Source organism: Pseudomonas sp. XS1P51 (assembly GCF_054897845.1).
Map to the genome: position 1 here is coordinate 825,292 of NZ_CM142707.1, position 20,081 is coordinate 845,372.

General features: G+C 60.5%; 22 protein-coding genes and 2 pseudogenes. 12 read left to right on the forward strand and 12 right to left on the reverse strand.

The annotated features are described in order from the left end of the window. Positions 1 to 40: 40 nt before the first annotated feature. Positions 41 to 1,228: a tyrosine-type recombinase/integrase gene (locus ACYZUD_RS03830; RefSeq protein ID WP_462022687.1), complete on the reverse strand. Its 1,188-nt coding sequence runs from the start codon at positions 1,226 to 1,228 to the stop codon at positions 41 to 43. An 84-nt stretch (positions 1,229 to 1,312) separates the two neighbouring features. Here ACYZUD_RS03830 and ligD point away from each other — a divergent pair. Further along, positions 1,313 to 3,160: pseudogene (ligD, locus tag ACYZUD_RS03835) on the forward strand (DNA ligase D); the annotation flags it as partial. A 244-nt stretch (positions 3,161 to 3,404) separates the two neighbouring features. Further along, complete coding sequence (locus tag ACYZUD_RS03840) at positions 3,405 to 4,463, forward strand: hypothetical protein (protein WP_462022688.1); 1,059 nt, start codon at positions 3,405 to 3,407, stop codon at positions 4,461 to 4,463. 39 nt (positions 4,464 to 4,502) lie between these two features. Here ACYZUD_RS03840 and ACYZUD_RS03845 read toward each other — a convergent pair whose 3' ends face one another. The 3 genes from ACYZUD_RS03845 to ACYZUD_RS03855 form a co-directional block, all read right to left on the reverse strand. Beyond that, a complete protein-coding gene (locus tag ACYZUD_RS03845; RefSeq protein WP_462022689.1) occupies positions 4,503 to 4,784 on the reverse strand; it encodes a DUF3303 domain-containing protein in 282 nt (93 codons plus the stop codon). A 207-nt stretch (positions 4,785 to 4,991) separates the two neighbouring features. Next, positions 4,992 to 5,531, reverse strand: a complete 540-nt coding sequence (locus tag ACYZUD_RS03850; protein ID WP_462022690.1) for a phosphohydrolase — start codon at positions 5,529 to 5,531, stop codon at positions 4,992 to 4,994. 11 nt (positions 5,532 to 5,542) lie between these two features. Next, positions 5,543 to 5,944: a hypothetical protein gene (locus ACYZUD_RS03855; protein WP_462022691.1), complete on the reverse strand. Its 402-nt coding sequence runs from the start codon at positions 5,942 to 5,944 to the stop codon at positions 5,543 to 5,545. A 113-nt stretch (positions 5,945 to 6,057) separates the two neighbouring features. Between ACYZUD_RS03855 and ACYZUD_RS03860 the strand changes: the two are divergent. Beyond that, positions 6,058 to 6,162, forward strand: a pseudogene (locus tag ACYZUD_RS03860) (LysR family transcriptional regulator); the annotation flags it as partial. 8 nt (positions 6,163 to 6,170) lie between these two features. Here the strand turns inward: ACYZUD_RS03860 and grxC are convergent. Both grxC and ACYZUD_RS03870 read right to left on the reverse strand, forming a co-directional pair. Next, on the reverse strand, positions 6,171 to 6,422 hold the full coding sequence (gene grxC / locus ACYZUD_RS03865; RefSeq protein ID WP_462022692.1) for a glutaredoxin 3: 252 nt from the start codon (positions 6,420 to 6,422) through the stop codon (positions 6,171 to 6,173). Between the two features lie 30 nt (positions 6,423 to 6,452). Next, the gene (locus ACYZUD_RS03870) at positions 6,453 to 6,971 is read right to left on the reverse strand and encodes a carboxymuconolactone decarboxylase family protein (protein WP_462022693.1); all 519 of its coding nucleotides are present in this window, start codon (positions 6,969 to 6,971) and stop codon (positions 6,453 to 6,455) included. Positions 6,972 to 7,105: 134 nt separating this feature from the next. Between ACYZUD_RS03870 and ACYZUD_RS03875 the strand changes: the two genes are divergently transcribed. Both ACYZUD_RS03875 and ACYZUD_RS03880 read left to right on the forward strand, forming a co-directional pair. Further along, entirely contained in the window at positions 7,106 to 7,933 is an 828-nt protein-coding gene (locus tag ACYZUD_RS03875; RefSeq protein ID WP_462022694.1) for a helix-turn-helix domain-containing protein, read from the forward strand. 106 nt (positions 7,934 to 8,039) lie between these two features. Continuing rightward, on the forward strand, positions 8,040 to 8,693 hold the full coding sequence (locus tag ACYZUD_RS03880; RefSeq protein WP_462022695.1) for a peroxiredoxin: 654 nt from the start codon (positions 8,040 to 8,042) through the stop codon (positions 8,691 to 8,693). 3 nt (positions 8,694 to 8,696) lie between these two features. Here ACYZUD_RS03880 and ACYZUD_RS03885 read toward each other — a convergent pair whose 3' ends face one another. The 6 genes from ACYZUD_RS03885 to ACYZUD_RS03910 form a co-directional block, all read right to left on the reverse strand. Further along, on the reverse strand, positions 8,697 to 9,218 hold the full coding sequence (locus ACYZUD_RS03885) for a cytochrome C (protein WP_462022696.1): 522 nt from the start codon (positions 9,216 to 9,218) through the stop codon (positions 8,697 to 8,699). A 188-nt stretch (positions 9,219 to 9,406) separates the two neighbouring features. Further along, complete coding sequence (locus ACYZUD_RS03890; RefSeq protein ID WP_008079640.1) at positions 9,407 to 9,928, reverse strand: methylamine dehydrogenase light chain; 522 nt, start codon at positions 9,926 to 9,928, stop codon at positions 9,407 to 9,409. Positions 9,929 to 9,947: 19 nt separating this feature from the next. Further along, a complete protein-coding gene (gene mauD / locus ACYZUD_RS03895; protein WP_462022698.1) occupies positions 9,948 to 10,568 on the reverse strand; it encodes a methylamine dehydrogenase accessory protein MauD in 621 nt (206 codons plus the stop codon). Between the two features lie 3 nt (positions 10,569 to 10,571). Further along, a complete protein-coding gene (locus ACYZUD_RS03900) occupies positions 10,572 to 11,111 on the reverse strand; it encodes a MauE/DoxX family redox-associated membrane protein (RefSeq protein ID WP_462022699.1) in 540 nt (179 codons plus the stop codon). 11 nt (positions 11,112 to 11,122) lie between these two features. After that, complete coding sequence (locus ACYZUD_RS03905) at positions 11,123 to 12,271, reverse strand: amine dehydrogenase large subunit (RefSeq protein WP_462022700.1); 1,149 nt, start codon at positions 12,269 to 12,271, stop codon at positions 11,123 to 11,125. A gap of 230 nt (positions 12,272 to 12,501) precedes the next feature. Next, on the reverse strand, positions 12,502 to 13,977 hold the full coding sequence (locus ACYZUD_RS03910) for a PAS domain S-box protein (protein WP_462022701.1): 1,476 nt from the start codon (positions 13,975 to 13,977) through the stop codon (positions 12,502 to 12,504). A gap of 241 nt (positions 13,978 to 14,218) precedes the next feature. Between ACYZUD_RS03910 and ACYZUD_RS03915 the strand changes: the two genes are divergently transcribed. The 7 genes from ACYZUD_RS03915 to ACYZUD_RS03945 are packed head-to-tail and all read left to right on the forward strand — an operon-like array spanning position 14,219 to position 19,908. Next, positions 14,219 to 15,382 (forward strand): acyl-CoA dehydrogenase family protein, encoded by a 1,164-nt coding sequence (locus ACYZUD_RS03915; RefSeq protein ID WP_462022702.1) that lies wholly within the window; start codon positions 14,219 to 14,221, stop codon positions 15,380 to 15,382. A gap of 25 nt (positions 15,383 to 15,407) precedes the next feature. Then, on the forward strand, positions 15,408 to 15,746 hold the full coding sequence (locus tag ACYZUD_RS03920; protein WP_462022703.1) for a hypothetical protein: 339 nt from the start codon (positions 15,408 to 15,410) through the stop codon (positions 15,744 to 15,746). A 3-nt stretch (positions 15,747 to 15,749) separates the two neighbouring features. After that, on the forward strand, positions 15,750 to 16,220 hold the full coding sequence (locus ACYZUD_RS03925; RefSeq protein ID WP_462022704.1) for a nuclear transport factor 2 family protein: 471 nt from the start codon (positions 15,750 to 15,752) through the stop codon (positions 16,218 to 16,220). Continuing rightward, positions 16,217 to 17,365, forward strand: coding sequence for an amidase (locus ACYZUD_RS03930; protein ID WP_462022705.1), 1,149 nt, complete (start codon positions 16,217 to 16,219; stop codon positions 17,363 to 17,365). Before ACYZUD_RS03925 ends, ACYZUD_RS03930 begins: the two co-directional genes overlap by 4 nt. A gap of 10 nt (positions 17,366 to 17,375) precedes the next feature. After that, the gene (locus ACYZUD_RS03935) at positions 17,376 to 18,659 is read left to right on the forward strand and encodes an aromatic ring-hydroxylating oxygenase subunit alpha (protein ID WP_462022706.1); all 1,284 of its coding nucleotides are present in this window, start codon (positions 17,376 to 17,378) and stop codon (positions 18,657 to 18,659) included. Beyond that, a complete protein-coding gene (locus ACYZUD_RS03940) occupies positions 18,656 to 19,156 on the forward strand; it encodes an aromatic-ring-hydroxylating dioxygenase subunit beta (RefSeq protein WP_462022707.1) in 501 nt (166 codons plus the stop codon). Before ACYZUD_RS03935 ends, ACYZUD_RS03940 begins: the two co-directional genes overlap by 4 nt. A gap of 11 nt (positions 19,157 to 19,167) precedes the next feature. Then, complete coding sequence (locus tag ACYZUD_RS03945) at positions 19,168 to 19,908, forward strand: SDR family NAD(P)-dependent oxidoreductase (protein WP_462022708.1); 741 nt, start codon at positions 19,168 to 19,170, stop codon at positions 19,906 to 19,908. The last annotated feature ends 173 nt before the right edge of the window (positions 19,909 to 20,081 follow it).

Genomic DNA, 20,081 nt, shown 5'->3' on the forward strand with positions numbered 1-20,081 from the left:
GATATCTGAACAACGTATGGTTAATGGAGCTGCCTTGCTATCACCTGCTCTCATGCTGATAACCTCGCAGTATGTTCACTTTCGAGTCAAACAACTGTCCCCATGCCTGCATGAGGTCCTCCTGAATTGCTGCTCGGGCGTAGTGCTCTGGCATTGTCGACTTTACGGACCAACCAAAAAAGGCACGCATACGCTGGAATGTCAGTTCCCTGTTTTGATCATGAGCCATGAACATCTCGTAACTTGCTGTTGCGCAGGTATGCCGGAGATCATGGGGAGAAATATGTGCCTTTCCACCTGCGCTATCACTAAATCTTCTGAGTGCCTTGGGAGAGATTGCGCGAGACAGTGCATGGAAAATCTTGGTTACAGCTTCAGCGGATATAGGTGCTCCAGTAGACGCTGTGAACGCGAAGCCATGCTCTGTCGAGTCGTACCTGCACTCGGCTATGTATTGTTGATACAGGTTCGCAAGTTCCGGTGAAATGGGTACTTGCCTATGTGCCTGCTCTGTTTTCATGCTTGGGGCAGTAGAACGGGTTTCAGATTCTTCGGTGGTCGAAACGTCCAGCCAATACACAAGCATTTGTGACTGAATATCTACGTCAGATTTAAGCGCATCACACGTCAGCAGCATCAGCTCACTGCGCCTCAGCCCTACCAGTAGAAGCATATTTAAGATTAGCCAATTCCTTTCCCTAATACGCTCACCCTGGAAGGGGTTGCGATCAGAGGTTGGATTCCCAACCTCTAGCAGATCAACCAGGGTGCTCGCTGGAATCGAGCGGATGAATCTTACGCGCCCCCTACGAGGCTTTCTCATCCTTCCCATCACAGACAAGGTTGATTTAAGTGAGCGCCATGCCTCACTCGAGGCTGCTCGGTGGGAAGCCAAGTGCTTCACGAAACCTCTGACAGCGTCCCATCTCTGCACAGCCGTTGCTGAGTAATTTGCGGCGGATGTGAGACTTAGATAAAACGCCTCCACTAGCTCCTGAGTCTTGACGGCATCCAGCTCACTTACAGCTGAATCGAACGAATTAACCCCGTACCGGTTATCACAGAAAGAGTAGAAAGCGTCTATATGACGCAATGTTGTCTTACGAGTGTTTTCCGCAAGGGCATGCCCCTGAGTACTCAGAGACCAGGCGGTTGCCCAGAACCTAGGGAGCATGCGATGAGGATCAACGATGACAAGGTCGGGCACCGCTCCTGTTTTAAGAATCATGAATGCCCCCGATTGTTAGGTGCGAATCACAGTAAGAAAAAGCTTTCCAAACAGCTTAGATCGCAACAGGCAGAGAGGTGCCTATTAAAGTTCGACGGCTATCGGATCATGGCGCGCATCGACCACGGCGAGGTCAAACTCTTCACCCGCAACGGCCACGACTGGACCCACAAGCTGCCCGGACAAGCCGAGATGTTGGCGGCGCTGGGCCTCGAATCTGCCTGGCTCGACGGTGAAATGGTGGTCGACAACGAGCAGGGCGTGCCGGACTTCCAGACCCTGCAAAATGCCTTCGATTCGGGCCGCAGCGGCGACATCGTGTATTACCTGTTCGACATGCCCTACCTCAATGGCGTGGACCTGCGCGAAGTGCCGGTCGAAGAACGCAGGGCCGCGCTGGCGACGGTGCTCAAAGCCCATGAAGATCCGCTGCTGCGGTTCTCCGACGCCTTCGGCGAAGAACCGGACGCCTTGCTCAACAGTGCCTGCCAGATGCAGATGGAAGGGCTGATCGGCAAGCGCTTGGGATCGCCTTATGTGTCGCGGCGCAGCAGCGACTGGATCAAGCTCAAGTGCAAGCATCGGCAGGAATTCGTGATTGTCGGCTTCACCGACCCGAAAGGCTCGCGCAACGCATTTGGCGCGTTGCTGCTGGGGTTGCATGACCGTGACAGCGGCGAACTGCGCTATGCCGGCAAGGTCGGCACCGGGTTCAACGAGACGACGCTCAAGCACATCCATGAACAGCTCAAACCGTTGCAAGCGAAGAAGCCGTCCGTGGTCAATCCACCGACCGGTTTTGACGCCAAGGGTGTGCATTGGCTCAAACCCAGCCTGCTCGCAGAAGTTGCCTATGCCGAGATGACCAAGGACGGTGCGGTGCGCCATGCGGTGTTCCATGGCCTGCGTGACGACAAACCTGCCAAAGACATTACTGAGGAGCGTCCGAAAGCCGTGAAACCCAAAGCCGCTAAAAAGACCGCCGCAGAAAAACCGGCCGACGCGTCGAAAAAGAAAACCGCACCCGCGCCGTCACAAATCGGCCTGGGCGAGGGCAAGGTGCGCATCACCCATCCGGACCGGGTGATCGACGCCAGCAGTGGCACCACCAAAGTGCAACTGGCCGAGTATTACGCCAGCGTCGCCGAATGGATTTTACCCGAGCTCAAGGACCGTCCCGTGGCACTGGTTCGCGCTCCGGACGGCATTGCCGGCGAGCTGTTTTTCCAGAAAAACGCCGAGCGCCTGGCCATTCCCGGGATCACCACGCTGGACAAGGCACTCACCGGCCAACCGGTGATGATCATCAACAATGCCGAAGCCCTGATCGGCGCCGTGCAGATGAGCACCGTGGAGCTGCACACCTGGAACGCCACCTCGGACAACCTGGATAAACCCGACCGCTTCGTTCTCGACCTCGACCCGGACCCGGCGCTGCCCTGGAAAAGCATGGTCGAGGCGACGCAACTGACGCTCTCGGTGCTCGATGAACTGGGGCTCAAGGTGTTCCTCAAGACCAGCGGCGGCAAGGGCATTCACCTGGTGGTGCCGCTGACCCGCAAGCTCGGCTGGGATGAGGTCAAGGACTTCAGCCACGCGATCGTCAGCCACATGGCCACGTTGTTGCCGGAGCGGTTTTCCGCGGTTTCAGGCCCGAAGAACCGGGTAGGGCGGATCTTCATCGATTACCTGCGCAACGGTCTGGGCGCCACCACTATCTGCGCCTACGCCGCGCGCACCCGCGAAGGGCTGCCGGTGTCGGTGCCGATCTTTCGCGACGAGGTCGCCGAACTCAAAGGCGGGAACCAGTGGAACATCCACACCGTGCATGAGCGCCTGGCCGAGGTCGGTGATGAACCTTGGGCCGATCTGAAGAAAACCCGGCAGTCGATCACTGCTGAGATGCGACGGCGGGTCGGGATGAAAAAGTAGCGGGTCATCATCCGGGATTGCCCCACTGTGGGAGCGAGCCTGCTCGCGAAAACGGTATGACATTCAGCATTGATGCGGTCTGACATACCGCCTTCGCGAGCAGGCTCGCTCCCACAGTGTGTGATGTAAATGAGAAATCTCTTTATCAATGTCCTGAAATATACCGTTGTCACCAATGGACAGCGTAGTGGCACTTTAGTAGCCTTTCGCGCTTTCCATCGCGTACGCGCGTCAAGGACGATCCATGCCGGTTTCCCTGTTTTGCTCATCACGCGCCGTCGCCATGGCGGTGCTGCTGTCCTCGCTGCTCAGCGGTTGCAGCTTCAACGGCAACTATCCCGACGCCATAGAACCCGACGCTGCCAAGCTGCGCTTCGTCTCCAATACCGAAAACGCCACCCTTGACTATTTCGATGGCGCACATTGTGAAGGCCAGACCACTGGCCTCCTCAACAACCTGTTCTCGGGCGATACCCAACGCCGGGTTGGCATGAGCGTTGCGCCGCCGGACAATGCCAAGGGCTACCTGGAAATCAAACTCAAGCCCGAACAGGACGCCTACCTGCACATCCAGACCCTTGGCAGTTATTCGGTGTGTGGCAACAGCCTCAATCTCACCCCCGAACGGGGCGCGGAATACGAGGTGACACTTGATTCGGCCCGAGGGTATTGCACGGTGTTGTTGCAACGCCTGCAGCGGATTGATGGCAAAGATGTGCGCACGCCCATGCCCATCGTGCATAACGGTTTACCCGCCTGCGCCGGTCGCAGCCCGATGTTCCCGAAAGTGGCGGCCGCGTTGCCGGATACACCGCATCGCGTGACGTTGATCGACCAGATCATCGACAGCTCGGTTATCTCGGCCATGAAGCCCGACCCGGCCAAGGACGCCAGTTCCCGTATGACCCCGGAAAAACTCGACAGCCTGATTGCCGAACGCAAAGGCAAACTCGGTTTTACCCTGCCGGACGACTACTGGGCGTTGTATCGCCAGAACCTTATTGCCTTCGACGACGAAGCGGCTGAGGGCAAGACCCAGACCTATAAGCGTTACACCGATGAATATCGCCTGCGCCTGCAACGCCTGGACGATCAGCAACTGGAGCTTTGGGCCCGCCCGGAAGACAAGTCGGCCAAACCCAATAAGGCGGCGCTCGAGCAATACAAGTCGATGACGATCTATTACTTCCAGACCAAGAAGAGTGTGCTGCTTGAAACCATCAACCACCATCTCGACCGGATGGCGCAGATGGATCGGCAATACAAGGTGTGCGAGCGCTACACGGAGTGCTGGAAGCGCTGATCACAGGCGGGCGGCGAGCAGCGCTCGCCGCCCCGACGACTATTGTTTGCCGACAGCGGCTGCCAGCAGCGGCGCCGCTTGCTCATCGGTCAGCGCCGCATGGACTTCCATGCTCATGAGGTCGCTCCATTGCAGCACCCACTTCTGAATCTGTACGACATCATTGGTTTCTGCGATGCCAAAACCGTTGGAGCCACCGACGGCGTGCCAGCGCCCCACCATCTTGACGCCTTCGGGTGGAGCGCCTTTGGTTTCGAGAAAGCGCTTGATCACGCTGTTTCGGTTTTGCGGATTAATTGACCAACTGACCATGAATAACATTTGCCACCTCCTGCGATGGAATTGGCACCTGTCTCTCTTCGCGCACCTGGCTGGCGCCGGGACCACGGTCACGCTTGCGTGTCCAGCGTCATCCTGGCTGGCGTGAAACGATTTCTCCCATGAGAAGGCATAGCAGCGGTCTAGACTCCGCGTATGACCGCTGATCCTCTTTCGTGCACTTGCATCGGGCCTTGGACGGCGCCTGTTTCACCAGCGAAACATCGGCAACGGTCGCAGCGGAGAGCGCAGGAGTTGCCGCGCCGTCAGCCTGATCAGCAGCCAGTGAAACCCTCGATTGGGAAACGCCGACTTCACCGCTTTGACGAAGGCCCGTGGCAGGCCGAATGTCACCACGCCGAGGGATACATCAATGACATCGGATCGCCGGAAAGGCTCGACGCTGAGCGCATGGGCGGCACCGTAGGGCCGCACTTTGTGGTGTTCCAGGATCAGTGCCGTCACTTCGCTGCCCAGATGCGACTGTTGCCGGCCGGCGAGATAATCCTCTGCCAGGCGAACCGATGGATCCAGATAGTCGATGGTGCGGTCGGTCCAGATACCCAGGTCATGAAAAGCCGCCGCGATCTGCACCGCCTCGGACGGCAGGCCTTCGATGCCGCTGATCGCGATATAGAAGTTCAGCACCCGATAAATGTGATTGCGGTAGCCCGGCAGATCAGCGCCGATCACCTGGGCGAATGACGCAAGTATTTCGTCGGTGACGGGGAATTCGCGTACGAGGTTCATGGGGGCGGATCTCACGCGTCGCGCAACAGGTCGTTGGCATTGAGCAGTGCGAAGGCAACTTCCGGGCGCTTCTCCAGCCCGCGGCGGATCGCGGCCGGGATCGACTGACGGGTTTTGCGGCACAGCCCGGGGAACTCTGCGATGGAGATGCCGATGCCGCGCATGGTACGTACTTCGTTGAAACCGGGGGCGATCTCCACACGGATGCCCAGTTGCTCGTACATCCGCTGCTGCAGCCGTTCGAGGTCGCTCAGGCTCTGGAGGTTTTCCAGGCGTTCGATCAGGCGTTTCTCCTCCGCACGGGTCAGAAACAGGATGCGCACGTCCGCGCCCGGTGTTTCCAGCAGCGGGTCACGCCCGCAGTCGCAAGCGCCGGGCGGGCAGGGTTGGCGGATCGGAGGCGAAGTCGTCATGGTGATCAATCATAGAGTGCCCGGATCGGGTTTGCCCATAGGGTTTTCCGTCAGGACTGCGCGGATGCGCTTTCAACCGGATGGGGCAGGCAACTTTGATCGAGTGAAGCAGGCAGGGCTCGCCCATCTCGGTTTATGCCCTCACCGAGACACGACTACTGCCTGCCAAGACCCAGCGTTTCATCGAGTTCCTGCGTGAGCAACTCCAGGACGCCTGACGACGGCTTCAGGCCAGCATCGACAGCAAGCCACCCTGACGATCCAGTTTCGCCAGATCATCGAAGCCACCGACATGGGTGTCGCCGATAAAAATCTGCGGCACGCTGCGACGACCGCTTCGGCTGAGCATCTCCTGGAATTTTCCAGGCTCGGATTGAACGTTTATTTCCTGGGTCTCAATCCCTCGGCTGGCCAGCAGCGCCTTGGCATTGCGGCAATAGGGGCAGGTGTCGGTGGTGTAGAGGGTCACAGTATTCATGGCTTGTACTCCCGAAGTTGAATGTTTCGATCACGCATCGATTGCGGGGAAGTCGATCTCGGTCAGGGCGACGTTGTTGAGGTAGTTGGTCAGGGTCTGCGAGGCCACATGGGCGATCACTTCGATGATCTTGCTGTCGTTGATGCCTGCTGCCCGTGCCGCTTCGATCTGCTCGCTGCGCAGGTGGCCGCGGCTTTCGGTGATTTGTCGGGCGAGGGTGGCATAGGCATTGAGCTGACCCTGGCGGGCGCTGAGGATGTCTTGCGCAGACAGCCCGGCCTTGCCGGCAAACAGGGTGTGGGCCGCCAGGCAATAGTCGCAGCCGTTGACCTGGGACGTGGCGAGGAAGATGGCTTCTTTCTCGGTGGCGCTCAGGGACGTTTTACCGAGGGCCACCGACTGTTGCAGATAGGACGAAAGCACGGCGGGTGCGTGGGCCAGTGTCTTGAAGACATTGGGTAAAAAACCGATTTTCTTCTGCACGCCTTCCAGCAGTGGGCGGGTGGTGTCAGTGGCGTGTTCAAGGCTCAGGGTGGTAATGCGGCTCATGGCAACTCTCCGTTGATAACTGCGCGGTGTGCGCTGGGTACGGAGTCCATGCTAGTGACGAGCGCTGGTCTATTGGGTGCAAATCGTCGAGGATATGCGACAGATCGTCCAGATATGCCTCGGGAGCCTGTCCAATGGATCGCTTGTCCACGTTGCTCAGCCATTTCGGCGTCAGTGCCGGAACCTTCCACAGCGGCACTTTTTGCGGCACCACGGGCTTTGACGGTGATCAGGCCTGTGGGCACCTTCATCTGCTTCAGGCCGGCGAACTGACCCTCAAACTGGCCGATGAGCGCGACATCCAGCTCGACAGGCCAACGTTGATTTTTTTTCCTCGGCCTTACCGCCATCGGTTGTTTGCACCTGATGCGGCCGACACTCAACTGGTGTGCGCCTCGCTGACCTTCGATGGCGGTGCCGGTAATGCACTGGCGGCGGCCTTGCCCGATTACCTGGTGCTTGACCTCGATGAAGTGCCGGCTATGGCGGGTACGCTGGACTGGTTGTTCAACGAAGCCTTCGGCGGCATTTGTGGGCGCGAAGCGATGATGGACCGCCTGTTCGAAGTGTTGGTGATTCAGTTACTGCGGCACATTCTGAGCGACCGTGATCAAAGCCCCGGAATGATGGCCGGCCTCGCCGATCCGCGTCTGGCGCGTGCGTTGAGCCTCATGCACGACACGCCCGGCAAGGCCTGGACCGTGGCTGAGTTGTCGGCGGCGGCCAATATGTCGCGTGCCAGTTTCGCCGAACACTTTCGCCTGGTGGTGGGGCAAACGCCGGTCGATTATCTGGTGAGCTGGCGCATCAGCCTGGCCCAGAAGCGCTTGCGTGAAGGCAAGTCCATTGCGCTGATCGCCGATGAAGTGGGGTATGAAAGCCCTTCGGCGCTGGCCCGGGCGTTTCGCCGCAAGACCGGCACCAGTCCGCGGGAATGGCTGCAGGTCGGGAAGCCCAGGTAACATCTTGTCGCCAGCCCTTGGGCGGTGCGCAGAGCGAAGTCTTCAAGGTCTCCTATACTGGAACGCTCCGAGAGTTTCCCAACCCTTCACAGTGAGGAGAACGAACATGACCATTCGTATTGGCGACGAAGCACCGGATTTCACCGCCGAAAGCACCGAGGGCACGCTCCATTTCCACGAGTGGATTGGCGACAAGTGGGCCATCCTGTTCTCGCATCCGAAGGATTTCACGCCTGTCTGCACCACTGAACTGGGCTACATGGCCGGACTGAAACCGGAGTTCGACAAACGCAACACCAAGATCGTCGGCCTCAGCGTCGACCCCGTCGGCAACCATAAAACCTGGGCCAAAGACATCGAAGAAACCCAGGGGCATGCGGTCAACTACCCGATGATTGGCGACGAGGACCTGGTGGTGGCCAAGCTCTACGACATGATTCACCCGAATGCCAGTGGCGGTGCACGTACCGCCGTGGATAACGCGACGGTGCGTTCGGTGTTCATTATCGGTCCGGACAAAAAGATCAAGGCGATGCTGATCTACCCGATGAGTGCCGGGCGCAACTTCGATGAGGTGTTGCGTCTGCTCGATGCGATTCAACTGAACGCCAAGCACACCGTCGCCACCCCGGTGAACTGGCGTCCGGGTCAGGACGTGATCATTCCCACGTCGGTCTCCGATGAGGACGCGAAGAAGAAATACCCGGACGGCTACAAGACCGTGAAACCTTATTTGCGCACGGTGGCGCAACCGAAGTAACCGTCAGTAATTCATCCCGTCATCAATCGCGATGCCTTTTGCGCGCATCGCCTTGATCAGCTCGGCGCGGGTGCCAGGAAGATTGAGCATGGTTTCCTGGCGCAGCGCCGAGACTTCTTCGGCGCTGTAAGGCTGGTAATTCGCGGGCATGCTGTTGCCCGCCATGCCATCTTCACGCATCAGCCAGTTGAGCAATTCAGCCAGTTGCGCGTTGTTCAGCGCGGACTGCGACATGCCCGGTACGCGAACCAGAAACTCGCGACCGCCCGGTACTTTCAGGAAATTGCCGACAAACCCTGCCATCCGCGGCGTGTCATTGGCCGGGGAGCCCATGCCATTGCCCAGATGGCAGCCGGCGCATTGCAGCTGGTAATTCACGCCAACGCTGTAACCGGCCTGGGCAATGGGCGTTTGCGGTGCTTCGTTGCCCGGTGCATGACGCTGCGCCGGGTCGGGAATGGCTCTGGCATGAACGAGCGGGGCGGTCATGACGCAGACAAGACCGAGGAATAGCAACCTACGCATGACGAGCACCTTTTGTTTATTCAGTTGAGCACTGGGTGGCCGAAAAAAAAGATCGCAGCCTGCGGCAGCTCCTACAGGAGATCGCGGTCGGCGTAGGAGCTGCCGCAGGCTGCGATCCTGGCGATCTGACAGACATTGCCCAAATAAAAAAACCGCCGATTGCGCGAGCAACCGACGGCAAATGCGCGTTAGACGGCGACACCGCGAATGATCGAAACGGTGCAGTGGTAAATGTGCGATTTGGCGGCCAGGCACCAGTTCACATCGTTGTTGTTGAACGGGCGATAGGCCGGTTCTTCACTGTCGTTGCGGGTGCAGGCGCATTGCGCGCAGCTCTGCTTACCGCAGCAATCGTTGTACGAAATGATGTAGTCCTTGCCATCGGCCGGGTTGCGGCAGGTGCCGATCCAGGTGACTTGCGATGCTTCCGTGCCCGGAGGGCAGGAGGTGACCGACCCGCCGCAGCAGCTGCACAAGAAGCCGTCGATGGAACAGTAGCGCCAGTAGTCGCAGCTGTTCGGATCACCCGGGTCCCCGGCTTTCGGATTGTCCGCGGCCAGGGCTTTGCTGGTGCGATCCAGCGGAAGCAGCAGGGGTAGCGCGGCACCGGCGACCATCAACGAGCCCATGCGTGCGAGCAGTTTGCGTCGCGAGGTAGTGTCGGCAACGCGGCGAGTCGAGCGCTCGAACAACAGATCCAGCAGTTTCATAAAAGTCTCCCTGCCTTAATCAGTGGCTATGGCCGTGGCTGTGGTCGTGCGGACGGGGTTGGCTGTTCAGGTATTCCTGAAGCGTCGCGCTTTTGAGGTGCTCGACTTCGAACAGGCTGTCCAGGTGCTCGCGGGAATTGACCAGGCCTTTGGCGCGCAGGGTGCCGGCCTTGTCGATCAGTGCGGCGTAGGGCAGCTTGCCGATCTGATAGGTCATGCCCACTTCCGGCCCGACCACATACGTGGCGTCGTCCAGTTTGTGTTCGCGGATCAGCGCTTGCTGGGCCTCCATGTCGCCATCGCTGATGAACACCACGTCGAGGCGGTCAGCCTGTTCCTTGGCAATCGACTTGATCGCCGGCAGCAGCGATTTGCAGATCGGGCAGGTCGGCGAGAGGAAGAACAAGAGTTGGGATTTTTCACCGGCATAACCGAAGTTCACCGGGCGACCGTGACGGTCGGTGGCGGTGACTTGCGGCGCGGGTTCGTTGACGGCCACGCCTTTGTCGACCATCAGTGCACCGGCCGGGGCGATGCGGCCATGCAGCACACCAATTTGACGAACCAGACCCATGACGGCAAACGCCAGGGCCAGCAGCAACATCCAGAGCAGCACGTTGGAAACGATTAAGCCTTCCATTGATCACCTACCAATCAGTTTGAGCAGAAGAGGGGAGTTCGCCAGCAAGCCATCGGCTGCGGCGTAAATGAGCAGCGCGACCGCGCTGGCGAAGAGGGTTACAAAGCCGTCGAAAACGTTCAGGTCACGAGCCAGCGGTGACACGCTGGCCAGCAACGCCAGGCCCACCAGCACGCTGTTGCGCAGCAGCAACACCGGGCGCAACGGTTGCGCCTGGTCCGGACCGGCGCAGCCGCAGTCGATGTCCCGCCGGCCGCGCCACAGGTTGATGCCAATGGCGGCGGCGTACAGCGCGATCAGGCTGGCGGCACTCACCGCCGCCCAGGCACGGCTGGCCGGAACCAGCAGCGCGAAGGCGATTGCCAGCTCAAGCACCGGAATCAGCCTGGCGCTCGGACGTACCAGCGAATCGGGCAGCAATTGGTAGTCCGCCAATTGCCTGGCGAAGCGTGCCGGTGCGCGCAACTTGTGGGTCGCGGCACTGGCCAGCAACACCGCAATGGCGAGCGCGCTGGCAATGATGAAGATCGGATCGATGTGCATGGCCGAACCTCTTAGTAGCTCATGACCTGAGTCGCGGTTTTTGCGACTTTTGCCATGCTGCCGGTGTGCTGGTTGGTCTTGAGATCGAAAATCTGCAAGCCGCCTTCAATGTCGGCACCCAGCAACAGCGGCTTGTCGTCGCCTGTTGCCTGCATGCTCCACACCGGTGCCGGTGCTTCCAGGGTCGCGATTTTTTTCTGGGTCTTGAGGTCATACGCCCAGATGAAGGTGCTCGGGTCTTCCCACTTCATCGGTTCGTGAGCGTCATGCATCAGCACGTACAAGCGGTTGAGCTTGGGCGCGACGGCCATCAGCTGCCAACCGCCCGGTGCCCAGCCGGCCTTCTTCTCTGCGTCGGTGGTCAGCGACCAGCTCGGCAGGATTTTCGGTGCGTCACCGGAGAAGTCCACCGGTCGAACGGTCCCCGTGGTGGTGGTGAAGTAATAGGTGTCGCCGACGTTCACCGCGCGCTCTACCAGTTTCTCCGCGTTCGGGTCGAAGAACGGCGTGCGGCTGCGCGAGGCCTCCAGGCCCTGGTCGTTGAGGGTGACCACTTGCAGACTGCCGTCGCCACATAGCGAGGCGAAACGACGAGTGCCGACCGGGTAGTTGAGTACGCAACCCGGAATGGCGATTTCGGTGGTGACGGCCTTGGCCTGGGTGTCGACCACTGTCACCGAGGTCGACGGGGTGAAGTTGTAGACGTAGACGAAGCGGTCATCGCCGCTGGTCTTCAGGCCGTAGCGCTGGGTCAGCGACTCGGCGCGCTTGTTCGGGATCAGCACTTCCCAGGCCGGCGACAGCGTCGAACTGTCCCAGGCGGTCAGCACGTCGGTGCGGGTGCCGCGGGTGCCACGGGAATACCAGATGTCGGCGCTGTAAATCAGCTTGCCGTCATGGCTCAGGGTCGAGGGCGCGGCAAAGCCGGTCGGCACCATGCCCAGGACGCGTTTCTTGTCGGGGTCGACCACGGTGATCCGGCCCGCCACGAAACTTTCGAATTCGACATCGACGACGAACGCCCGGTGAGCTTCAGCGGGGAACGCCAAGGTGGTCTGGCCGATCGTGTCAGCGGGCAAGTCCGCGTGGGCACTGTTCAAACCAAGTACAAGCAGGCTCAGGCCTAGCGCTGACTGTACGGAGATCCTGTTTGTTCGCATAAGGGGAACTTCCTGAATTGTTGGTAATGCGGATCGCGGGGCTTTGGCAGATTTTTACCCTTTGATTCTGCCTTGCCCCGCAATCCCGGGAATTGCCCTGCCTGCCAACTGTTTGTGTGTCTGTGCCAGTCATGGGAAACATCAAAAGATCGCAGCCTTCGGCAGCACCTACAGAGGAATGCGGTTCCTGTAGGAGTTGCCGAAGGCTGCGATCTTTTGACGTTGCTTTTTTAGCGAGCGAGCGGAAGGGAGAAGGTGAAAACGGCGCCGCAGGGTTCCAGGTTTTGCGCCCAGATATCGCCGCGATGACGACCGATAATGTTTTTGCACAGGGCCAGGCCGATGCCGTTACCGCTGACCTTGGAAGAGAAGAAACCGTCGAAAAGCTTTTCTTGCGCCTGGGCCTGAATGCCGCGACCGCAGTCTTCGATTCGCACTAGCGCCACCCCGTTGTCAGCGCTGGCCTGAATGCGCAGTGCGCGTCGTTCGACGGGCAGATCGCTCATCTCTTCAATCGCATTGAAGGCCAGGTTAAGGATGACCTGGCCGATCAACACCTTCTCGCAACTCACCCGCAGGGGCGCGGGGCTGGTGACGATGTCCACGCGAACCAGACTCGGGTCGGCCCGCAGGCTGATGAAGTAGCGGGTTTCGTGCAGCAGCTCGTTGAGGTCGATCAGCTCTTCGGATTGCTCCAGCTTGACCACGTAATCGCGCACGCTTTTGATGATCAGCGACGCATGCTCGATCTGCCTTACGGCGTTTTGCAAACCCCAGGCGACGCCCTGGTCGTCGGTTTGATCCTTGCCCAGGCGAATCACCGCGCCTTCGATGAAATTGCGGGTGGCGGCCAGCGGCTGGCTCAGCTCATGGGCGATGGCCACGGCCATTTCGCCCATTGCGTTGTAGCGGGCCAGGTACTCGAGTTTTTGCTCGCTCACGCGCCGTGCTTCTTCGGCCTGCACTTGCTCTGTGACATCGCGAAACAGCAGCAGATGGCCCACCAGGTCGTCTTCAATCTCGATGAAACGGCACGTCGCATCGTGCCAACGCCACTCACCGTCACGCCGTTGCACGTGGTAGTGAACGCTGAAGGGCGCGTGCTCGGGTTGTTCGCTGGCGAGCTGTTGCAGCAGGCGCTGACGCGAGGCGTCGTCGCACCAGGCGAGGAAGTTCTTGCCGATCAACTGGTGTTCTTCACTGTTGAGCAGGTGCGCGCCGGAGTCGCTGATAAAGCGGATCTCACCCTCCGGCCCAAGCACCGCAACGCCTTCGGCCAGGTCCTGCATAAAGGCCTTGAGCCGGCTCTCGAAACGCTTGAGGTCGCGCTTGACCTTGTCTTCCTTGGAAATGTCGCGGAACTGCACCATCAGCACATCGCGGCCGTCCAGGTGCACCAGGGTCGCGACCGCCTCGGACAGAATTTCTACCCCTTGCTTGGAGCGATAACACCACTCGATGGCGCGCTGACCGGTGCGTGCGGCGCCCTCCAGCCAGCGCAAACCGATCGAGCGCCGGTACTTCGGCGCGTCGCGGGTCATGTCCGGGGCTTTCAGCGGCGTGAGTTCTTCCAGGGTAAAACCGAGCGCCTTCAACGCTGCGGCGTTGGCCCAGAGAATCTCCTTGCTCTGCGCATCGTGAAGAATGATGCACAGCGGCATGGCTTCGATAAGGGTGAGGAAATCGTTCGGTTTTGGCAGATACATCGCACAGCCCTTGGCGGCAGAGGGTTCCACTACGGGTGAAAGTGGAAGTATGGCTTTTTATACCGGCTTGCGCGTGGGGATGCGCTCAGAAGTAACCGGGGGAGGGCTAGGGGATTTCTTTAGTCGGTGGGCTGCACGCCCCAATAGTGGCGAGCGGATGCGGTTTTTACACTGAGCCCATCAACCGTCGCCACGCCTCCAGGCAGGCTCCGGCTAATAACAAATAAACGGAGAGAAGCCCATGCTGCGTTCAGCTGTCGCGGAGAAAGACCCTCTGCCAGGCGTCGACGAGAACACCGTCGACACTCAGGCCTTTGAGCAGGTGCTGGATGAAGTGCGCCAACGTCGGGACGAATTCGACGTCGGCTCCCACGTGCCACGGGACATGATCGAACGCTTCAAACAAGTGGGCATCTATCGCGCCGCCACGCCGAGATGCTTTGGCGGTGACGCGCTGGCACCGGCCCGTTTTCTACAGATGATCGAACGCATCTCCGAAGCCGATGGCTCGGCAGGCTGGGTCGCCAGCTTCGGTAGCGCCGGTGTCTATCTGGCGGCTTTGCCGAAAGAAACCCTCGCCGACATCTACGCACACAGCCCCGATCTGGTGTTCGCCGGTGGCCTGTTTCCCTTGCAACCCGCTGAAGCGGTCGACGGCGGCTGGCAGGTCAACGGCACCTGGAAATTCGCCAGCGGTTGCAAAGGCGCCGACCTGATCGGTGTCGGTATCGGCGCCGCTGGCGGCAAGCCACGGACCGCCGTATTCCGCGCAGATCAGGTAGACATCGTCGAAAACTGGGACGTGGTCGGCCTCAAGGGCACCGGCAGCCATGACCTGCGTGTGACAGATACACGCGTTGATGAGCGCTGGACCTTCATCCGTGGCGGTGCCTCGACCATTGATGAACCGCTGTTCCGCTACCCGTCGATTGCCTACGCCGCGCAAGTGCTGGCAGTGGTCAACCTCGGGCTGGCCCGCGCGGCTCTCGATGAAGTCAGCCGCATGGCCGCCGGCAGTGGCATCACCGGCGCACCGAAGATGGCCGACCGCGCCTATGTGCGCATCGAGATTGCCAAGGCCGAAGCGCAACTGGCGGCGGCGCGCGGCTTCTTCTACAGCGCCACCGAGCAGGTGTGGAACTCGATCCTGGCCGGCAATCCGGTCAGCGCCGAACAAACCAGCCTGTTGCGCCTGTCCGCCATCCACGTTTCCCAGGCCGGTGCGGCCGTGGTGCAGAGCGCTTACAGCCTCGCCGGCACCACCGCGATTTACCTGCGCCACCCGCTGCAGCGTTACCTGCGCGATTCGATGGTGGTCACCCAGCACGCCTTCCTCAGTGAAGGCCTGTACGACGGCGCCGGCTCGGTGTTCCTCGGCGTGCCGCCATTTCCTGGCTACATCTGAACCCTCTATTCAAGGATCAACCCCCATGTCCCAGACCACCCAAGAACCCCTGCGCGTCGTCTTTTGCATCGGTATCACCCAGAACTTTTTCGACCTGCCCACCGGCGAAGGCCTGAGCGTGTGGAAAGGCTTCAGCCAGATGATGGGCTCCCTTGGCGCCATGCCCGGCATCACCGTGCTGGGCGCGATGGACGATGACCGGCTGATGGTCGGCCCGTCCACCACGTCGCCGTGGACCGTCTACATCATGGCCGACGTCGACTGCCACCAGTCGGTGATCGACGCCTGCAACCTGTGGCGCTACGCCAGGGTCGAAGCGCGTATCGGCCGTCCGCTGACCATCCCTGATGCAGCCAAGGTGTAAGTCATGAACGAGGCCTTGTTGCAGCGTCTGGAGACGCTCGAAGGGGAGAGTCAGGTGCGCCGCTTGATGGCGCGCTACATGGACCTGTGCGATGTGCCCAGGGCTGCCCCCCCTGTCAGCGAGTTAGCGCAGCTGTTCTGCGTCGATGCGGTCTGGGAAGGCATCGGCAGCCAGACTGCGCAGACTTTCGGTCAGCACCGCGGGCGTGATGCGGTGGCGGCGTTTGTGGGGGGGTACTTGCCGCCGTCGGATCACTTTCGCCTGAACCTGCATTACCTCACCAGCGAGTCGATCATGGTCGACGGCAGCATGTCTCGGGGGCAGTGGATCATGCAGCAGATTTCCACTTACGCCGACGGGCGCAGCGAGCTGTTCGGCACGCGGCTGAACATCGATTTTCGCTGTGTCGAGGGTATCTGGTTGATCGCGCATTTCCGCACGCAACGTTTGTTCAACACGGGGCCGGGTGCATGAGTACGTTTATCAGCGAATTTTTACTCGGCGGCAGCGGCAAACGGGTTGCGATCAAAGACTCGATCGACATTGCCGGCTATCCGACCCGCTCGGGCAGCCGCGCGTTTGCCGACGCGGCACCGGCAACCCGCAATGCCGAAGTGGTGGATGCGGTCCTTGCTGCTGGCTGGCAAATCGTCGGCAAAACCAACCTGCATGAGCTGGCGTTTGGCGTCACCGGCATCAACGACTGGACCGGCACGCCGATCAACCCGCAAGCCCCGGATCGGGTGCCGGGTGGTTCGTCCAGCGGTTCGGCAGCGGCGGTCGCGGCGGGCCTGGCGGACATCGCCATCGGCACCGACACCGGCGGTTCTGTGCGAGTGCCGGCGGCGTGCTGCGGCATTGCCGGGTTGAAACCGACTTATGGGCGAGTCAGCCGGGTCGGCGCGCATCCGGCGGTTTCCAGTCTCGATTGCGTGGGACCGTTTGCGGCAGACATGGACGATCTGATCGCCGCGATGCAGGTGATTTGCCCCGATTTTCAGGTGCAGGGTTTGCCATCGGGTGATGCACGAGTGGGCTTTCTCGAGGTCGCCTGCGACCCGCACTTGCAAGCGTGCTTCGGCACCGCCGTCGACCGCGCGGGCTGGCGTCGCAGCAACCTGCACCTGAGTGAATTCGAAGCCGCGTTCGCCGCCGGCCTGACCGTGATCAATGTTGAAAACTGGGCCGCGTTCGGCCACCTCACCGGCAAGGGCCTGATCGGCGCGGATGTCGAACAGCGCCTGCTGGCCGCCAGCCGCACCAGCGCCGCTGACCTGGCGCTAGCCGAAAAGGTGCGGGCGCGTTTCAGCCAGCAAGTGGATGCCGCCCTGGACGAGTTCGCCGTGCTGCTGTTGCCGACGATGTCGAGCCTGCCGCCCACATTGAACGAAGCCCGCAGCGCGAGCAAAGCCGTGGCCGGCATGACTCCGCTGGTACGCCCCTTCAATCTCAGTGGCCATCCGGCGTTGACGGTGCCAGTGGAACTGGAAGGCGGCGGGCTGAAAGTCGGCCTGCAAATCGTCGGTCGTAAGGGCCAGGACGAATGGGTCTGCGCCTTCGGTGCACAGCTGCAACAGAGCATGGCCGGTGAACGGCCTAATCAGAAGAAAAAGCCATGAGGAGAACCGCATGAGCACTCATGAATACCGGCTGATCGCATCATCGAAAAGCCCGGACGAACTGGTCAGCCACGACCGTGTCGACGTCTCGCTGTACAACGATCCGGCGCTGTTCGAAGCCGAACTGGAGAAGATTTTCTACCGCACCTGGGTGTGGGTCGCCCACGAAAGCGAAGTGCGCAACAGCGGCGACTTCAAAACCGCGACCATCGGCCGTCGCCCGGTGATTGTGGTGCGCGACAAGAAGGGCCACATCAACGTCCTGGAAAACCGTTGCCGGCACCGTGGCGCCACCGTGTGCGAGAAGCACAAAGGCAACGCCACCGGTTTCACCTGCCCGTATCACAGCTGGTCGTATGGGCTGGACGGCAAGCTGCGTGCGCTGCCATACCCGGACGGCTACGAAGGCATTCTGGAAAAGTCCGAACTGCCGCTCACCAGCCTGCGGGTCGAGCGCTACGCCGGCATGGTGTTCGCCAGTTACAACGACGAAATCGAACCGTTGGTGGATTTCCTCGGCGGTGCCAAACACTGGATGGACCTGTTCATGAAGCAGGGCGCCGGTTACCCGATCAAGACCCAGGGCGAACACAAGTTCAGCTTCAAGGGCAACTGGAAGATCCAGCTGGAAAACACCACCGACGGTTACCACTTCCCGATCGTGCACAAGTCGTTCATGTCGTCGGTGGATGAGGAAACCTCGAAAATGCTCTCGTTCATGACCGACGAGCAAGCCATCACCCACTCCCTGGGCAACGGCCACAGCGTGATGGTGATGGTGCCCGAGCACGTCGATCTGGATCACGACGACGGCACTGAACAGTTGCAAGAGCGTTTCGCCCATGTGACTGCGCAACTGTCGAAAACCATGGAGCCTGCACAGGTGCGCCGCATCGTGCGTTCGCTGCACGGTGCCGGTTTCAACCTGAACCTGTTCCCTAACGTCGCGATGTCGATGTCGTTCTTCCGCGTGTTGCGCCCGGTCTCGGTGACTGAAACCGAGATCCGCCATGTCGCCCTCGGCATGGACGGGGGCCCGGAAATCGCCAACCGCGAACGCATGCGCATTCACGAGCACTTCCAGGGCCCGTTCGGTTTCGGCAGCCCTGACGATGCCGAGGCCTGGGACCGTGTGCAGCGCGGTTCGTACGCTGGCGTCGATGCGCCAATCCTGGTCAACCGCGGCCTCAATCGCGAAACCATCGCCGAAAACGGCGACAAGGTGTCCCACGCCACCGACGAGGGTGGCATGCGCGGTGCCTACGCCATGTGGAAAAGGATGATGAGCCAATGAGCACTCACGACACCCTGAACGGTTTTTCCGGCCCGTTGGCCCAGTCCATCGAATTCATCTGGCGCGAAGCCGAACTGCTCGACCACAAGCACTACGCCGAGTGGGCAACGTTGTGGAGCGAGAGCGGCCTGTACATTGTGCCGATCGACCCGGATACCGAGGATTTTGAGGCGAACCTCAACTACGCCTACGACGATGCGCGCATGCGTGACTTGCGCATCGAACGCCTGACCGCCGGGTATTCGCCGTCGGCGGTGGACGCGGCGAAAACCGTGCGCAGCGTCTCGCGTTTTCGCTTGGTGGAAGCCGCGGGTGACATCGTTGAAGTCAATTCCGCGCAGTTGCTGTACGCCTACAAACGCGGCGTGCACACGCCGTTCGTGGCCGACCTGAATCACCGCATTCGCTTCACCGACGGTGTAGCGACGCTGGAACGCAAGGTCGTGCGGCTGATCAATTCCACCGACAGCCTGAGCGCGCTCGGCTTCCTGCTGTGAGGGCCAACACCATGAACCGAGTAGCCCTTGTCACCGGCGCTTCGCGCGGTCTTGGCGAATGCATCGCCCGCCGTTTGCATGCGGCGGGTTATCGCGTAGGTCTGGCCGATGTGCGCCTCGACGGCGTGCAACGTCTTGCTGTTGAGCTTGATAGCAGTGGCGCGAGTGCCGTCGCCATCGAGCTGGATGTGCGCAACAAAGCCGATTTTGTGCGGGCCCGCGACCTGCTCGCCGAGCGTTGGGGCGGCACCGACATTCTGGTGAACAACGCTGGCGTGTCGAAAGTCGCGGCGCTGATGGACATCACGCCGCAGGAGTTCGACGAGTCGATGGCGATCAACCTGCGCGGCACGTTTGTCGCGTGCCAGGTGTTCGGCGCGCACTTTGCCGAGCGCGGCTTTGGTCGCATCGTCAACATCGCCTCGCTCGCCGGACAGAACGGCGGCACCGCCACGGGGGCGCACTACGCGGCGGCCAAGGGCGGCGTGGCAACGCTGACCAAAGTCTTCGCCCGAGAACTGGCCCCGCAAGGTGTGACGGTCAACAGCATTTCGCCGGGCCCGCTGGACTTGCCGGTGGTGCGCGAAACCGTGGCCCCGGAACGACTGGAACAGATTCTGAAAATGATCCCGACCGGCACCCTCGGAGCGCCCGAGTACATCGCCGACAGCGTGTTGCTGTTGATCGCCGACCATGCCGCCTCCGTGACTGGCGCGTGCTGGGACATCAATGGTGGTTTGTTCATGCGCTAATCAAGAGCTGAGACCCTCGTGTAGGAGCTGTCGAGTGAAACGAGGCTGCGATCTTTTGATCTTGATTTTCTGGTGACTCAAGACCACCAAAGATCAAAAGATCGCAGCCTCGTTTCTCTCGACAGCTCCTACAAGGTTGGCCACGCCGTACTGTTAAACCAAAACAACTGTAT

Excerpts from the sequence above, each read along its gene's own strand:
- ACYZUD_RS03845 (WP_462022689.1), bottom strand. The coding sequence starts at position 4,784 with ATGTTATTCATGGTCAGTTGGTCAATTAATCCGCAAAACCGAAACAGC.
- ACYZUD_RS03925 (WP_462022704.1), top strand. The coding sequence starts at position 15,750 with ATGAACGAGGCCTTGTTGCAGCGTCTGGAGACGCTCGAAGGGGAGAGT.
- ACYZUD_RS03940 (WP_462022707.1), top strand. The coding sequence starts at position 18,656 with ATGAGCACTCACGACACCCTGAACGGTTTTTCCGGCCCGTTGGCCCAG.
- mauD (WP_462022698.1), bottom strand. The coding sequence starts at position 10,568 with ATGGAAGGCTTAATCGTTTCCAACGTGCTGCTCTGGATGTTGCTGCTG.
- ACYZUD_RS03855 (WP_462022691.1), bottom strand. The coding sequence starts at position 5,944 with ATGACGACTTCGCCTCCGATCCGCCAACCCTGCCCGCCCGGCGCTTGC.
- ACYZUD_RS03945 (WP_462022708.1), top strand. The coding sequence starts at position 19,168 with ATGAACCGAGTAGCCCTTGTCACCGGCGCTTCGCGCGGTCTTGGCGAA.
- ACYZUD_RS03875 (WP_462022694.1), top strand. The coding sequence starts at position 7,106 with ATGGATCGCTTGTCCACGTTGCTCAGCCATTTCGGCGTCAGTGCCGGA.
- ACYZUD_RS03890 (WP_008079640.1), bottom strand. The coding sequence starts at position 9,928 with ATGAAACTGCTGGATCTGTTGTTCGAGCGCTCGACTCGCCGCGTTGCC.
- ACYZUD_RS03905 (WP_462022700.1), bottom strand. The coding sequence starts at position 12,271 with ATGCGAACAAACAGGATCTCCGTACAGTCAGCGCTAGGCCTGAGCCTG.
- ACYZUD_RS03840 (WP_462022688.1), top strand. The coding sequence starts at position 3,405 with ATGCCGGTTTCCCTGTTTTGCTCATCACGCGCCGTCGCCATGGCGGTG.
- ACYZUD_RS03880 (WP_462022695.1), top strand. The coding sequence starts at position 8,040 with ATGACCATTCGTATTGGCGACGAAGCACCGGATTTCACCGCCGAAAGC.
- ACYZUD_RS03920 (WP_462022703.1), top strand. The coding sequence starts at position 15,408 with ATGTCCCAGACCACCCAAGAACCCCTGCGCGTCGTCTTTTGCATCGGT.
- ACYZUD_RS03830 (WP_462022687.1), bottom strand. The coding sequence starts at position 1,228 with ATGATTCTTAAAACAGGAGCGGTGCCCGACCTTGTCATCGTTGATCCT.
- ACYZUD_RS03915 (WP_462022702.1), top strand. The coding sequence starts at position 14,219 with ATGCTGCGTTCAGCTGTCGCGGAGAAAGACCCTCTGCCAGGCGTCGAC.
- ACYZUD_RS03870 (WP_462022693.1), bottom strand. The coding sequence starts at position 6,971 with ATGAGCCGCATTACCACCCTGAGCCTTGAACACGCCACTGACACCACC.
- ACYZUD_RS03935 (WP_462022706.1), top strand. The coding sequence starts at position 17,376 with ATGAGCACTCATGAATACCGGCTGATCGCATCATCGAAAAGCCCGGAC.
- ACYZUD_RS03850 (WP_462022690.1), bottom strand. The coding sequence starts at position 5,531 with ATGAACCTCGTACGCGAATTCCCCGTCACCGACGAAATACTTGCGTCA.
- ACYZUD_RS03900 (WP_462022699.1), bottom strand. The coding sequence starts at position 11,111 with ATGCACATCGATCCGATCTTCATCATTGCCAGCGCGCTCGCCATTGCG.
- ACYZUD_RS03885 (WP_462022696.1), bottom strand. The coding sequence starts at position 9,218 with ATGCGTAGGTTGCTATTCCTCGGTCTTGTCTGCGTCATGACCGCCCCG.
- ACYZUD_RS03910 (WP_462022701.1), bottom strand. The coding sequence starts at position 13,977 with ATGTATCTGCCAAAACCGAACGATTTCCTCACCCTTATCGAAGCCATG.
- ACYZUD_RS03930 (WP_462022705.1), top strand. The coding sequence starts at position 16,217 with ATGAGTACGTTTATCAGCGAATTTTTACTCGGCGGCAGCGGCAAACGG.
- grxC (WP_462022692.1), bottom strand. The coding sequence starts at position 6,422 with ATGAATACTGTGACCCTCTACACCACCGACACCTGCCCCTATTGCCGC.